We start from the raw sequence: 14,044 nt of genomic DNA, 5'->3' as shown, positions 1-14,044 counted from the left end.
CATCGACCAGGCCAGCGCCACCAGATGCCCGCCATTGTCGCGCACGACGCCTTTGGGCTGGCCGGTCGTGCCGGATGTATAGAGAATATAGAGCGGGTCGGTTGCCTTGACGACCGCGCAAGGAACCGTGCGGCCCCGGGCAGCGGCCACCGCCTCGGCGTAGTCGAAATCACGACCCGCAACGAGTTCGTACAGCTGTTGCGGGCGTACGAGAATGAGGCAGGTTTCAACTTTGTGGGCGGCCTGTTCGATGGCCTTGTCAAGCATGGGCTTGTAAGGCACGACACGCCCGGGTTCGAGACCGCACGACGTCGCGACGATCATGACCGGTTTGGCATCGTCGATGCGCGTCGCAAGCTCGTGCGCTGCAAAGCCTCCAAAGACGACGGAATGGACTGCGCCGATCCGCGCGCAGGCGAGCATTGCAATGATGGCTTCCGGCACCATGGCCATGTAGATAATGACGCGGTCTCCCTTGTCGACGCCCTTGTCGGTCAATACGGCGGCGAGCGTGTTGACCTCATCGAGCAGTTCGGCATAGGTGATCTTGCGCTGCATTCCCGTTACGGCACTGTCGTAAATGAGCGCCACCTGATCGGCCCTGCCTTGCTCGACATGGCGGTCGACGGCATTGTGGCAGGTATTGCACTCCGCGCCGGCATACCAGCGCCCGTAAGGGCCTTGCTCGGCGTCGAAGACCTTGTTCCAGGGCTTGAACCAGTCTATCGCAATGGCAGCATGCGCCCAGAATGCCAGCGGATCCGCCTGCCACTCGCGGTAAACGTCCTTGTATCGTGATGTCATGTATTTCCTCCCGAGTTTGGCAGCATCCTCAATGTGTGAAGCAGAGTCAAAGGTCGAATTGACAGTCCCCCGCCAATCGCCCACAACTCCGCCACCGACCCGAACGCTTCCAACAGCCGGACTCCATGATCAAGATTCTACCCTTTGCACTGATTTTGATGATGATAATTCACATCATCAAGCCGCTCGGTTGGCCTGGCATGAAAAAGCGCGGTGATTTCTGGAAGATCGCTGCCGGCGCAATGCTGGCGATGTTTTTGGTCGTCGTGATTGGCCACGCGGGCTAGATTCTAGTCGAGTCATCCCGTCCGGGCTGCCGCCCATCTCCCCACAAGGGCTGAGATCGACTGCATGCAACACAGTACTAATCTCCAATGTGTCGGTTTGGCAAAGGACAGTGCTACTACGGCAATTCCTGCCCATTCTCGGCCTCGGTGCGGTTGAGGATGAACGGCACGAGGTGTTTGGCCCAGGCATCGTAGCCGAGCGCTGAGGCGTGAAAGCCATCCGTAGCAAAGCCCTCCGGCCCTTCGACCGGAAGCCGCGTGGCGGCTACCGCCATGCGCTCCCGGCAAAGCCGATCGCCGAGCTTGTTGATAGCGGCGGCCCGTCCTTCCAGAATGCGGCCGAGAAGCTTCGGCATCGCCGGCACATCGCGAAAATCGATCACTTTCGACCACACGATGTGCGCCTCCGGCCATTTGGCTTTCAACGCGTAGAGAAGCCCGCCAAACTCCCGTTTGAACCGAGGCAGGGAATGAAAATTCTTGGTATCGTTGGTTCCGGTCGTCAGCACGATATGCGTCCACAGACCGCGCTCGAGATTGGGAACGATATGGTCTCGCAACTGGCCGGAGGTTGCCGAATTGAAACCCGCGGCGCGCCAGATAATCTTGCGCCCGGTGCGCCCTTGCAAATGCACGGCGAGCCTAACGCACAGACCCTGCCACGGATCGCCGACGCCAACGCCGGCCGAAGACGAATCTCCGAGCACCAGCAGCCGGATGGCTGGGTCCTTGCCCGCGATCTCGCCCACCGCCAGGCCCGCGGGCGGCAACATGCGCTCCGTCCGCAACCGCACACCGATGCCCTGCCAGGCATAAACGGGATAGAGCAGCCAGCTGACGAGCGGATGGATCGGCGATGTCATTCGCGGTTGAAAGCTCCATGAAAAAGACCCGGACTGATTCCAGCCCGGGCCCATGAGATACGCTTTTATATAAAAAACGCTTAAGCAGCCTTCTCAAGGTCCTTCTTCCAGCCGCCGGTCGCGGCGAGGCCATTCATCTTGGCACGGTGCGTGAAGGCACGCTGGCCCGCAGCAATGTTCTCCGACTTACCGTTCCAAGCATTGAGCGCAGCTGCCTGCAGGGCGCGGCCGTAGGAGAACGTCAGCTTCCACGGCATCGTATAGTTGGCGTTCATGGCCGAAAGATGCGCCGTCGCTTCCTCGTCGCTCTGGCCACCGGAGAGGAAGGCAATGCCAGGAACAGCTGCCGGCACGGTCTGCTTTAGAACACGCACGGTCTGCTCGGCCACTTCTTCGACCGAGGCCTTGCGGGCTTTCTGACCATCGATGACCATGTTTGGCTTGAGGATCATGCCCTCGAGTTTGACACGGGCATCGAAAAGTTCGGCAAAAACTGTCTTCAGCACGAGTTCGGTCACCTCGTAGCAGCGATCGATCGAATGCGTTCCGGGCTTGCCGTCCATCAGTACTTCAGGCTCGACGATCGGGACGATCCCCGCTTCCTGGCAAAGCGATGCATAGCGGGCCAGTGCCTGCGCGTTCTGTTTTACTGCGCCCCAGGTCGGCAACGTATCGCTGATAGAGATCACGCTGCGCCATTTGGCGAAGCGTGCGCCAAGTCCGTAATACTCGGCAAGGCGCTCGCGCAGGCCATCAAGGCCCTCGGTGATCGTCTCGCCGGGATAGAAGGCGAGCGGCTTTGCGCCGGCATCAACCTTGATGCCAGGAATGCAACCGTCAGCCTTCATGATATCGACGAAAGGCGTTCCGTCCTTGGCGCTCTGCCGGATGGTTTCGTCATAGAGAATGACCCCGGAAATGTTGTTCCGCATCGCGTCTTGCGAACGGAACAGCATCTCGCGATAGTCCCGCCGGCTATCGGCGGTCGATTCTAGGCCGATGGTGTCGAACCGTTTCTTGATCGTTGCGGTGCTTTCATCGGCAGCAAGGATGCCTTTACCGTTGGCAACCATTGCAATCGCGATATCTTCCAGGCGTTCGCTCATAGATTATCTTACTCCGTTTCCCATGCGAGGCGAATACCAGAAGCGTAAGGGAAACGAAATGGCGATCCAAGCTATTGAAACGATTGAAATTTTTTCAACCGATTTAACAGGATAACATTTTCTATTGTTCGTTAATTGCGTGCGGCGCACGCGTGCAAATTATCGACGTGGAGAAAAGCCCCCGGGAAACAGGAGCTTACTCCAACGCTTCAACACAGTTTACTTTTTCAGGACGTCAACGCCCGGAAGTGGCTTGCCTTCCATCCATTCGAGGAAAGCGCCGCCAGCAGTCGAAACATAGCTGAAATCATCGGCCACGCCCGCATGGTTGAGCGCAGCGACCGTATCACCGCCGCCGGCGACCGAGGTAAGGTGCTTTGCCCGCGTGCGCGCTGCAACATGACGGGCGGCTGCAACCGTTGCCTGATCGAAGGGGTGGAGTTCGAAGGCGCCGAGCGGGCCATTCCAAACCAGCGTCGACGCATCGTCGATTGCCCCTTTGATGCGTTCGATCGATTGCGGGCCGACATCGAGGATCATGCCGTCGTCGGGAATGGCATCGAGCCCATAGGCGCGATGCGGGGCATTGGCCTCGAAATGCCAGGCAACGATCGCATCGACTGGCAGGATGATCGTACAGTTGGCGGCATTGGCCTTGGCCATGATCTCGCGTGCCGTCGCGGCAAGATCGTGTTCACACAGCGACTTGCCGACGCCAACACCCTGCGCTGCAAGGAACGTATTGGCCATACCGCCGCCGATGACGAGCGCGTCCACCTTCTGCACCAGATTGCCGAGGAGGTCGAGCTTGGAAGAAACCTTGGCGCCGCCGACGATAGCAACGACCGGACGTTGCGGATTTCCAAGACCCTTTTCCAGGGCATCGAGCTCGGCTTGCATCGTGCGACCCGCATAAGCCGGCAAAACGTGGGCCAGCCCTTCGGTCGAGGCATGGGCGCGATGCGCCGCCGAGAAAGCATCGTTCACATAGAGATCGCCATTCGCCGCCAGCGCCTTGACGAACGCCGGGTCGTTCTTTTCTTCACCCTTGTGAAAGCGGGTGTTCTCAACAAGCAAGATCTCGCCATTCTTGAGTTTCGCCACGGCTTCCGCCGCCGTCTCGCCGATGCAATCCTCGGCAAATTGAACGTTGCGGTCGATGACCTTGGCTACGGCGTGGGCGATGGGTTTCAACGAGAATTCCGGCGTCGGACCATCCTTGGGCCGACCGAAATGCGCCAGCAATATGACCTTGGCGCCCTTGCCTGCCAGTTCGAGAATGGTCGGCGCGACGCGCTCGATCCGCGTTGCGTCGCTAACGACGCCATCGGCAACAGGAACATTCAGGTCAACGCGCACAAGGACGCGCTTTCCCGCAACATCGGCGTCATCAAGCGTTTTGAAAGCTGGCATCGTCTTTACCCTCATATGGACGCATAAATCTGGCCCGCTGGCCTATGGTCTTGGAAAAACCTATCAAAAGCAAAATGGCGGGTGTTGTCGACCCGCCATCCTGAAACAGTCAAACCGTGACCAATCAGATCACCTTGCCGAACGCTACGGCGGTGTCGCCCATGCGGCTCGAGAAACCCCATTCATTGTCGTACCAGGAAAGGATGCGCACGAATGTGCCGTCCATGACCTTGGTCTGGTCGATATGGAAGACGGACGAATGCGGGTCATGGTTGAAATCGATCGATACATTCGGCGATTCCGTGTAGCCGAGAATGCCCTTCAACTTGCCGTTGGCAGCCGTCTTGATAGCTTCGTTGATCTCGGCGACCGTCGTGGGGCGCTTGGCAATGAACTTGAAATCGACGACCGATACGTTCGGTGTCGGGACGCGGATTGCAGTACCGTCCAGCTTGCCATTGAGTTCCGGAAGGACGAGCCCTACCGCCTTGGCGGCGCCGGTCGAGGTTGGGATCATCGACAGGGCTGCGGCCCGGCCGCGATAGAGGTCCTTGTGCATCGTGTCGAGAGTCGGCTGGTCGCCGGTATAGCTGTGGATCGTGGTCATGAAGCCATGATCTATGCCGACTGCTTCATTGAGCACATAAGCAACCGGCGCAAGGCAGTTCGTCGTGCAGGACGCATTGGAAATTACCATATGCTCCTTGGTGAGCTTATGATCGTTGACGCCAAAAACGACGGTGAGATCCGCGCCTTCGGCAGGAGCCGAAACGATGACGCGCTTTGCACCGGCCTCAAGGTGGGCGGCTGCCTTGTCGCGGGCGGTGAAAATGCCGGTGCATTCAAGGGCAATATCGACGCCCAGCTCTTTCCACGGCAATTCAACGGGGTTGCGCACGGCGGCCACCTTGATGGGCCCACGACCGACATCGATCGTGTCGCCGGAAACCGTAACGGTTCCGGGGAAGCGTCCGTGAACGGAATCGTAGCGCATCAGATGGGCATTGGTCTCCACAGGGCCTAGATCGTTGATCGCAACGACCTCGATGTCGGTACGGCCGGATTCCACAATCGCCCGAAGAACATTACGGCCAATGCGGCCAAAACCGTTGATTGCAACGCGAACTGTCATTTTTGTCTCTCCCTTGGGGGTTAGGAGCCCTTGGTTGGATTATGCTGGTAATCGATCGACTATTTCAACTTACTGGTCGCCGCTGCGACAATTGCGTCCGCGGTGATGCCAAAATGCTTGTAAAGCGCTTCGATCGGGCCGCTGGCGCCAAAACCGGTCATGCCGATGAAGGTGCCGTCGAGACCGATGAAACGGTCCCAGCCGAGGCGGATCGCCGCTTCGACGGCAATCTTTACGGGCGCATCGCCGATGACCTTGTTCTTGTAATCGTCGCTCTGTTCCTCGAAAAGTTCGAAGCATGGAACCGAGACGACGCGAGTCGGATGGCCGTTGGCCTCAAGCTGCTCGCGTCCGGCAAGCGCGATTTCGACTTCGGAGCCGGTTGCGAAGATCGTGACTTCGGCCTTGCCGCTCGCTGCCGCAAGCTCATAGGCGCCATAGGCGCATTTGTTTTCGTCAAAATGTTCCGTACGGACCGTTGGCAAATTCTGGCGGGTAAGCGCGAGGGTCGAAGGGCGCTTGCGTGATTTGAGCGCGAGTTCCCAGCACTCCGCGGTTTCAACGACGTCCGCCGGACGGAAGACGTAGTTGTGCGGGATGGCCCGCAATGCGGCGAGATGCTCCACTGGCTGGTGTGTCGGACCGTCTTCGCCAAGACCGATCGAGTCGTGCGTCATGACATAGATGACACGGACACCCATCACGCAGGAAAGACGCATCGCGCCGCGCGCATAGTCGGAGAAGGTAAGGAACGTGCCCGAATAAGGAATGAGGCCGGCATGCAGCGCGATACCGTTCATCGCGGCCGCCATGCCGTGCTCGCGGATACCGTAATGGACGTAACGCTGCCCATAGTCCTCTGGCGTGATGTTCTTGGTCTGGCTGGTCTTGGTATTGTTGGAGCCAGTAAGGTCGGCTGAACCGCCGATCGTTTCGGGAACAATGCCGTTGATGACCTCGAGCGCCATTTCGGAGGCCTTGCGCGTTGCAACCTTCGGCTTTTCCTCCGACAGCTTCTTTTTGTAGGCGATGATCGCGGCCTCGAACCCGGCCGGAAGATCGCCTGCGATGCGCCGTTCATATTCGGCGCGCACGCCGGCATCCGCAGCGGCAAGGCGGTTGCTCCATGACGCATGTGCCTTGACCGAACGCTGGCCTGCGGCACGCCACGCTTCGAGAATATCGGCGGGCACCACGAACGGATCCGCGGTCCAGCCGAGCGCCTTGCGGGCTCCGGCAAGTTCTTCGGCCCCGAGCGGCGAACCATGTACCTTGTTGGTGCCGGCCTTCGTCGGCGCGCCGAAACCGATCGTGGTGCGGCAGGCGATCATCGTCGGCCTGTCGGACTTGTGTGCATCCTCAATGGCTGCGGCAATCGCGTCCTGATCGTGGCCGTCGATCTCCAGCGTATGCCAGCCGGAAGCCTCGAAACGGGCGCGCTGATCGGTGTTGTCGGCGAGAGACACCGGGCCATCGATGGAAATGTTATTGTGATCCCAGAACACGATCAGCTTGTTGAGCTTCAGATGGCCCGCGAGTGCGATCGCCTCCTGGCTGATGCCTTCCATCAGGCAGCCGTCGCCGACAATGACATAGGTGTGGTGATCGACAAGATCGTTGCCGAAATGCGCGTTCATGATGCGCTCAGAAAGGGCCATGCCGACCGAATTGCCGAGACCTTGGCCAAGCGGACCGGTTGTCGTCTCGATGCCCGAAGCATGACCATACTCCGGATGACCCGCGGTACGCGAACCGAGCTGGCGGAAATTCTTGATTTCCTCGATCGTCATGTCCTCGTAGCCCGTCAGGTAGAGCAGCGAATAAAGCAGCATCGAGCCATGACCGGCGGAAAGCACGAAACGATCGCGATCCGGCCATTGCGGCGATTTCGGATCGAATTTGAGATACTTGGTGAAAAGGACGGTCGCAATGTCTGCTGCGCCCATGGGAAGGCCGGGGTGGCCCGAATTGGCCTTCTCGACAGCATCCGCCGACAGGAAGCGGATCGCATTGGCCATTTGGTTGGATTTTTCAGAATTGGTCATGTTTACCGTCTTTCGTGGAGGAAAGGAGACGCCGTTTCTGGAAGCCGGTCAGACAAAATCCAAAAGGCACGCGACACATAGCAGGTGTCATCAGGGAGTCAATAAAACCAGCCGTCACCAAGGCAATATTGGCCCATTTGATTGCGCCGAATCTCGGGGTTTGTCACGGCTCGCGACAAAATTTGATCGGCCTTGGTTGGCCCGGCGGTTCGATTATCAGTGCATGACTGAACGATGACAGCGTGGATTGATTGACGCAACGTTCATGCAACCTCTAGACTCCGGTGCATAAGCTGTTCTTCTTTTTGCGATTCGCTAAAAGGGTGACACATAAGGGGAAACGAAAATGGCATCGGAAGCCACCCTCAAACAGGTCCTTGAACGATTGGGAAAAGCTCTGGCTGCCCTCGAGGATGCGGTGGACATGCGATTGGAGCACGAGGGCGATTTCGCTGAAGCCGAAGAAGAGGTCCAGCGCATGAATATGGACCGGCGCAAGCTTGCCCAGGAACTCGATGCGTCCGAGGGGCGTGCCGAACGTCTGGAAGCGGCAAACAAGGAGGTTTCGCGTCGTCTCGTGGCTGCGATGGAATCCATCCGCACCGTTCTGGACCGCTGAAAGGCTAAAGGGAGAGCACGCCATGGCCACAATAACCGTTACGATCGATGGCAAGGCCTACCGCATGGCTTGCGACGAAGGCCAGGAACAACACCTGACCGGGTTGGCCGAACGGTTCGACCGTTACGTGACGCACCTCAAATCCTCCTTCGGCGAGATTGGCGACCTGCGCCTGACCGTGATGGCGGGCATCATGGTAATGGACGAGTTCAACGAACTGCAGATGCGGGTAAAGGGGCTTGACAATGAAACCGAGGCGCTGCGCAAGAGCCGCGACGAGGCGCTGATGCGCGCCGACAAAAACGATGCCGCCATTACCGGCGCCCTCTCCGAAGTGACGAACCGTATCGAGACGCTTACAACCAAGCTCGCGCCAAAGGCGAATTAGCTCCGCGTTACGACACGAATGCTGCGCCATCAACGAGCCTGACCAGACGGTGCTCGGTACGGATCATCTTCGTGCGGTGCGTGATGGCGATAATCGTTACGTTATCCTTCAGTCGCCGCAGCCCTTCCACTATGTCGGCCTCCGTGCCCCCTCGTCCCATGCAGAGCTGGCTTCGTCGAGGAGCAGCAATTTCGGACCCGCACAAAGTGCGCGGGCAATGGCGACGCGCTGGCGCTCGCCAACAGACAGTTTCAAGCCACGCTCGCCGACCACCGTTGCAAAGCCATCGGGAAGCCCGGCGATGAACTCGCCGATGGCGGCGTTGACTTCCCCCTGCGCCAGTCGTTCCTGATCGAGCGGCCGGAAATCACCCTTCGATCTCTTCGCGCAGCATTTCGAGTTCGAGCCATTCGTGCTCATGCGCCTCAAGGTTTTGCCGCTTTTTGGCAATGTCATCGACGGTCTTGTTGAACAGGGTTGCATTCCTGGCGAACAGTTCCGGGTCGGCGAGCTTCTTCTCGAGCGCAGCAATTTCCGTGTGCAGCGTCTCTATCTTGGCGGGCAGAGTTTCAAGCGCGAACTTCTGCTTGTAGGAAAGCTTGCGCTTTTCTTCGCGGGCCGGCGCAGTCTTCTCCACGATTGCATTGGTCGACGTTGATGCCTTTGCGCCCTTGATCTCCTTGCGCGTGGCCAGAGCTTCCTTGCGCTGCGCCAGCATGTCCGTATAGCCGCCGGCGTATTCGAGCCAGCGTCCGTTGCCCTCCGGCGCAATCACCGACGTGACCGTCCGGTCGAGAAAATCGCGGTCATGGCTGACGAGGAGCACGGTACCAGGAAAACCCGCGACCAGTTCCTGCAGGAGATCGAGCGTCTCCATATCGAGGTCGTTGGTCGGCTCGTCGAGGACAAGAAGGTTCGCCGGCCGCGCAAGCACCCGTGCCAGCATCAGCCGTGCCCGCTCGCCACCGGAAAGTTCCCGGATCGGCGTCCGCAATTGTTCCGGCTGGAACAGGAAGTCCTTCATGTACGAGGCGACATGGCGTTGCTCGCCATTGACGATGACGTTCTCGCCGCGCCCATCCGTCAGATAATCCGACAGCGTCTGCTCCAGATTGAGGCTGTCGCGTCTCTGGTCGAGGACAGCGATCTCGAGATTTGTGCCAAGCTTCAACGTGCCGCTATCCGGCCCAAGCTGGCCGGTGAGCAGCGAGAGGAGCGTGGTCTTGCCGGCGCCGTTCGGACCTACGAAGCCAACGCAATTGCCGCGCTGGATGCGCGTGGAGAAATCATTGACAAGGACATTGTCGCCATAGGCCTTCGATAGATGTTCGGCCTCGATCACAAGCTTGCCGGATTCCCTGGCATCGCTTGCCTTGAGGACAGCCGTTCCCTGCGCGCGCCGGTGATTGCGGAATTCGCTGCGCATTGTCTGCAATTCACCAAGGCGACGCATATTGCGCTTGCGCCGTGCCGTCACGCCATAGCGCAGCCAATGCTCCTCGCGCACGATCTGTCGCCCGAGCTTGTGGAGGTCGCGCTCCTCTTCTTCGAGGACCTTGTCGCGCCACTCCTCGAAGGCAGCAAATCCCTGTTCGAGCCGTCGCGTGACGCCGCGATCGAGCCAGATCGTCGAACGGCTGACATTTTCGAGAAAACGCCTGTCGTGCGAAATGACCACCAGGGCCGAACGCATCTGGCGAAGTTCGCCTTCCAGCCATTCGATCGTCGTAAGATCGAGGTGGTTGGTCGGCTCGTCGAGGAGAAGAATATCCGGCTGCGGCGCGAGCACCTTGGCGAGCGCGGCACGGCGCGTTTCGCCGCCCGAAAGATTTTCTGGCCTTTCAGCGCCGGTGAGCCCGAGATGTTCGAGCAGATAGCCGACGCGGTAGTGATCATCGGCAGGCCCGAGCCCCGCTTCCACATAGTCATGAACGGTGGCAAAACCATCCATGTCAGGCGCCTGTGCGAGATAGCGCACCGTCACGCCGGGGTGCTTGAACACCTCCCCATCGGTCGGCGCAATGAAGCCCGCAGCGATTTTCAACAACGTCGATTTCCCCGAACCATTGCGGCCGACAAGGGCAATGCGGTCCCCCTCGCTGACCGAGATGGCGGCATCACTCAAGAGCGGAGTGCCGCCGAATGTCAGCGCGATCTGGTCGAGACGAAGCAGCGGTGGGGCCATGAAATTTCAGATCCAGCAATAGTAAACAAACCGGGATCGGCCCCGGCGCATGGCCTTGTCGGCGAGAAACTTGGCTCTGTCAAATAAAACAGGCCGGAAAATTATCCGGCCTGCGTGTTCGATCATGCGGGTGGGAATCAGTATCCCCCGCCGTAGGCGCCGCCACCGCTGCCTTCGCACGGCGCCGTGTAGATAGAACCGTCACGCCGCTGGTAGCGGCAGAGGTTCTGAGTCTGGCCCTGCGGCGTCGTTACAGTTCCGATCGCGGCACCGAGCAATGCACCGCCTGCCGCACCGACAACGGTACTTTTCGTGTCATGCCCCAGTGCCTGTCCGGCAATCGCACCCAAGCCACCGCCAATCAGGGCGCCCGTCCCCCCACGTACGTTTTGCTCGCTCGTTGAACAACCGGCAACAGAGACGGCCAGCAGTGCGGATGCCGCTATCGCGGCTAGACGAAACTTCATGACAAATCCTTTCAATCCTAATCAGATGGCGGCGGACCCTGCTGCGTCAATGCGGCAGAAGAAAGTTATTCGCGCGCCCATTTCCACAAAACAAATGTGAGCTTCCGTTACTAAAAAAACAGGCCGGGAAACCCCGGCCTGTTTTCATGATATTTCTGGCCGATTAACGGCACGGGGCCTGATAGCGCTGGCCGTAACGATTCTCGTAGGTGCAATAACGGTTGCTATTGTTGTTGGTGGCAGCACCAACCAAGGCACCGCCGGCGCCGCCGATTGCAGCACCTGCAAGGGCGCCCTTGCCACCATTGATTGCGCCACCGGCCAATGCACCTAATGCCGCACCGCCGACGCCGTAGCCGGCGACGCGCTGATCAGCAGTAGTGCACCCGGCGGCCGAAAACGCCAGGAGTCCGGCGACTGCAATCGTGGACAAACTTTTCAACATGGAAGACCTCTCCTGTTGTTAGAACCAAATTTCAACAGCTTGCGTCCCCAATGCTGTCCTGCAACAATTGCATCCCGCACTCATTTTTACAAGCCGGTGGCCGGTTGCAAGGCAGCAATCAGGATTGCCTTACCTGAATCGAGCGATACACGGAGCGTTCCACATACCGAATTCGAAACAGTAAGTGATGAGCCAAAAGAAAGTTCCATATTTTCCAAAGGCCAACGCGCACCTTCAATAAAAAGCCCGTGCAATGGCGAAAATGCAACAATGCTGAATAGCATATTTTCGGGGAAATCAAACCTATACGAGCCCGCAACCAGCGGATGCGCTTCCTCGTCGCCACTCGACAGGACGAGCTTGCGGCCCTCCGCCGCATGGGCCGTTGCCATGGTAAGATGCAACAGCGTGTGATCCGTACGCGCGCCGCCAAACGCCCCGCACAAGATGACTTCGGTGGCGCCAAGGCGATAGGCTTCATTGAGGGCCAATTCGCCGTCCGTCATGTCCTTGGCCGCGGGAAAAACCGATCGCGGCACATGCGCATAGCGTCGATCAAGCTCGGGAGAGGTTGAATCGAAATCGCCAAGCCAGAGTTCGGGCTCGAGGCCGAGGGGTTCGGCGTGGGCAATGCCTCCGTCGGCCGCAAGGACACGCGCGCCGGCGACCAAATGCCTCAGGCGATCATTGACGTGGACGGTTCCGCCAAGAAGGATGACAAATTTGATCATGACGCGGCCATAGCACGTGGCACTGCTGCCGCCTAGCGTCGTTCAATATGAGGTTTGGGATCTGGGTTGACCCTGGGATCGAGCGTGGTCGCTTAAAATCCTGATAGCTGAACGAGCGATATTCCGTAGAATATGTAGGCCCCGATAGCCGTAGCGATGGCGATGACCACCAACATGGCTCCGTCTGTGAGTTCAAACATTTCTGCCCCCTAGTCTTTTTATTTTTCTGACTGCAGCTTAGCAAATCACCAGGCGATTGGCTGCACACAAATCCGGGTTAATCAGCGCGGATTAACAAGCCCAGGCAACTACGGTCATCACATGACGCCAAAGAGGCAATCCGCTTGCGCGGCCCGCTCTTTTTCTCTAATCTTTGCAACGCTCTAACGGGGTGCCTACCATGAATGGCAGGCTGAGAGGCGTAAGGTGAATTCCTGCCAACCCGCGGAACCTGATCCGGTTTGTACCGGCGGAGGGATTAGACGCGGCGACCGGCCAGCGCATCAATCCTTTTGAAAACCAACCTTAGGAGGCGCTGATGCGGCCGATAACGACTTTCTTGCAATCTGCACTCATGATCGGTGCATTGGCACTTGGTGCTTCGACGGAAGCAACGGCCGCAGGCAAGCTGACGATCTATACCTATGAAAGCTTCACGGCCGAGTGGGGCCCCGGCCCGAAGGTGAAGGAGGCTTTTGAAAAGCAGTGCAAGTGCACTATCGACTTCGTTGCCGTCACCGACGGCGTTGCCTTGCTCAACCGGTTGAAGCTCGAAGGCGCCTCAACCAAGGCCGACATCGTTCTTGGTCTCGATACGAACCTTACCTATGAAGCAGCCACGACCGGGCTTTTCGCACCACATGGCATCGACACCAGCGCCGTATCGATTCCGGCAGGTTTCACGGATGATAGGTTCGTTCCATTCGACTACGGTTATTTCGCCGTCATCTACGACACCGAGAAGCTGGCGAACCCGCCATCAAGCCTGAAGGACCTCGTCGAAGGTGATCCGAAACAGAAGATCGTCATCGAGGACCCGCGCACATCGACGCCTGGCCTCGGGCTGCTTCTCTGGGTGAAATCCGTTTATGGCGACAAGGCGGGCGAAGCCTGGATGAAACTAAAAGACCGCGTTTTGACCGTCACGCCTGGCTGGTCGGAAGCTTATGGCCTCTTCACCAAGGGCGAAGCGCCCATGGTCCTTTCCTATACGACATCGCCTGCCTATCACCAGATCGCCGAGAAGACCGAGCGATACAAGGCAGCGTCGTTCACTGAGGGTCACTATCTGCAGGTCGAAGTCGCAGGTCAGACGACGAACGGAGCAAAGAATCCTCTTTCCAAAGAGTTCCTGGCCTTCATGACGTCTCCGGCGTTCCAGGATGCCATTCCCGAAAACAATTGGATGTTCCCGGCCGCCAAGACAAGCGCTCCTCTCAACGCTGCTTTCGACACGCTGGTGAAGCCTGCAGAAACGCTGATGTTCACTTCGGAAGAAGTTGCAAAGAACCGCAAGGCCTGGATCGACGAATGGCTTGCGTCGATGAGCATGTAGGCGT

The 14,044-nt window shown here is 58.6% G+C and carries 16 protein-coding genes and 1 riboswitch; of the genes, 4 read left to right on the top strand and 12 right to left on the bottom strand.

The features are described 5' to 3' along the window. A partial coding sequence (locus AAAB35_RS28225) for an AMP-binding protein (protein WP_340671641.1) occupies positions 1–804 on the bottom strand: 804 nt, incomplete at its 3' end. Positions 805–929: 125 nt separating this feature from the next. Between AAAB35_RS28225 and AAAB35_RS28220 the strand changes: the two genes are divergently transcribed. Further along, positions 930–1,091 (top strand): hypothetical protein, encoded by a 162-nt coding sequence (locus AAAB35_RS28220; RefSeq protein ID WP_340671640.1) that lies wholly within the window; start codon positions 930–932, stop codon positions 1,089–1,091. Between the two features lie 116 nt (positions 1,092–1,207). Here the strand turns inward: AAAB35_RS28220 and AAAB35_RS28215 are convergent, their stop codons facing one another. From AAAB35_RS28215 to tkt, 5 genes are all read right to left on the bottom strand, one after another. Then, positions 1,208–1,954, bottom strand: a complete 747-nt coding sequence (locus AAAB35_RS28215; RefSeq protein ID WP_340671639.1) for an SGNH/GDSL hydrolase family protein — start codon at positions 1,952–1,954, stop codon at positions 1,208–1,210. 80 nt (positions 1,955–2,034) lie between these two features. Further along, on the bottom strand, positions 2,035–3,060 hold the full coding sequence (locus AAAB35_RS28210) for a class I fructose-bisphosphate aldolase (protein WP_340671638.1): 1,026 nt from the start codon (positions 3,058–3,060) through the stop codon (positions 2,035–2,037). Positions 3,061–3,279: 219 nt separating this feature from the next. Beyond that, complete coding sequence (locus tag AAAB35_RS28205) at positions 3,280–4,473, bottom strand: phosphoglycerate kinase (RefSeq protein WP_340671637.1); 1,194 nt, start codon at positions 4,471–4,473, stop codon at positions 3,280–3,282. A 124-nt stretch (positions 4,474–4,597) separates the two neighbouring features. Beyond that, positions 4,598–5,605 carry a type I glyceraldehyde-3-phosphate dehydrogenase gene (gene gap / locus AAAB35_RS28200; RefSeq protein WP_340671636.1) on the bottom strand — a complete coding sequence of 336 codons (1,008 nt, stop codon included), beginning with the start codon at positions 5,603–5,605 and terminating at the stop codon, positions 4,598–4,600. A 59-nt stretch (positions 5,606–5,664) separates the two neighbouring features. Beyond that, complete coding sequence (gene tkt / locus AAAB35_RS28195) at positions 5,665–7,650, bottom strand: transketolase (RefSeq protein ID WP_340671635.1); 1,986 nt, start codon at positions 7,648–7,650, stop codon at positions 5,665–5,667. 346 nt (positions 7,651–7,996) lie between these two features. On the opposite strand from tkt, the gene AAAB35_RS28190 reads away from it, so the two are divergent. Both AAAB35_RS28190 and AAAB35_RS28185 read left to right on the top strand, forming a co-directional pair. Further along, the gene (locus AAAB35_RS28190; RefSeq protein WP_027231169.1) at positions 7,997–8,269 is read left to right on the top strand and encodes a DUF4164 domain-containing protein; all 273 of its coding nucleotides are present in this window, start codon (positions 7,997–7,999) and stop codon (positions 8,267–8,269) included. 22 nt (positions 8,270–8,291) lie between these two features. Beyond that, positions 8,292–8,657, top strand: coding sequence for a cell division protein ZapA (locus AAAB35_RS28185; protein ID WP_340671634.1), 366 nt, complete (start codon positions 8,292–8,294; stop codon positions 8,655–8,657). 7 nt (positions 8,658–8,664) lie between these two features. Here AAAB35_RS28185 and AAAB35_RS28180 read toward each other — a convergent pair whose 3' ends face one another. The 6 genes from AAAB35_RS28180 to AAAB35_RS28155 all read right to left on the bottom strand — a co-directional run bounded on the left by AAAB35_RS28180 (position 8,665) and on the right by AAAB35_RS28155 (position 12,485). Further along, entirely contained in the window at positions 8,665–8,787 is a 123-nt protein-coding gene (locus AAAB35_RS28180) for a hypothetical protein (protein ID WP_340671633.1), read from the bottom strand. Next, the gene (locus tag AAAB35_RS28175) at positions 8,787–9,077 is read right to left on the bottom strand and encodes an ATP-binding cassette domain-containing protein (RefSeq protein WP_340671632.1); all 291 of its coding nucleotides are present in this window, start codon (positions 9,075–9,077) and stop codon (positions 8,787–8,789) included. Before AAAB35_RS28175 ends, AAAB35_RS28180 begins: the two co-directional genes overlap by 1 nt. Beyond that, positions 9,025–10,842: an ATP-binding cassette domain-containing protein gene (locus AAAB35_RS28170; RefSeq protein WP_340671631.1), complete on the bottom strand. Its 1,818-nt coding sequence runs from the start codon at positions 10,840–10,842 to the stop codon at positions 9,025–9,027. Before AAAB35_RS28170 ends, AAAB35_RS28175 begins: the two co-directional genes overlap by 53 nt. Positions 10,843–10,979: 137 nt before the next feature. Further along, positions 10,980–11,309 (bottom strand): glycine zipper 2TM domain-containing protein, encoded by a 330-nt coding sequence (locus AAAB35_RS28165; protein WP_340671630.1) that lies wholly within the window; start codon positions 11,307–11,309, stop codon positions 10,980–10,982. Between the two features lie 163 nt (positions 11,310–11,472). Continuing rightward, positions 11,473–11,754 carry a hypothetical protein gene (locus tag AAAB35_RS28160; RefSeq protein WP_340671629.1) on the bottom strand — a complete coding sequence of 94 codons (282 nt, stop codon included), beginning with the start codon at positions 11,752–11,754 and terminating at the stop codon, positions 11,473–11,475. An 86-nt stretch (positions 11,755–11,840) separates the two neighbouring features. Next, positions 11,841–12,485, bottom strand: a complete 645-nt coding sequence (locus AAAB35_RS28155) for a thiamine diphosphokinase (RefSeq protein WP_340671628.1) — start codon at positions 12,483–12,485, stop codon at positions 11,841–11,843. A 377-nt stretch (positions 12,486–12,862) separates the two neighbouring features. After that, positions 12,863–12,980, top strand: a riboswitch (TPP riboswitch). Positions 12,981–13,059: 79 nt separating this feature from the next. Here AAAB35_RS28155 and thiB point away from each other — a divergent pair. After that, positions 13,060–14,040, top strand: a complete 981-nt coding sequence (gene thiB, locus AAAB35_RS28150; protein WP_340671646.1) for a thiamine ABC transporter substrate binding subunit — start codon at positions 13,060–13,062, stop codon at positions 14,038–14,040. The last annotated feature ends 4 nt before the right edge of the window (positions 14,041–14,044 follow it).

Source organism: Phyllobacterium sp. (assembly GCF_037994425.1).
GTDB lineage: Bacteria > Pseudomonadota > Alphaproteobacteria > Rhizobiales > Rhizobiaceae > Phyllobacterium.
This window is presented reverse-complemented; position numbering and strand designations above follow the sequence as displayed.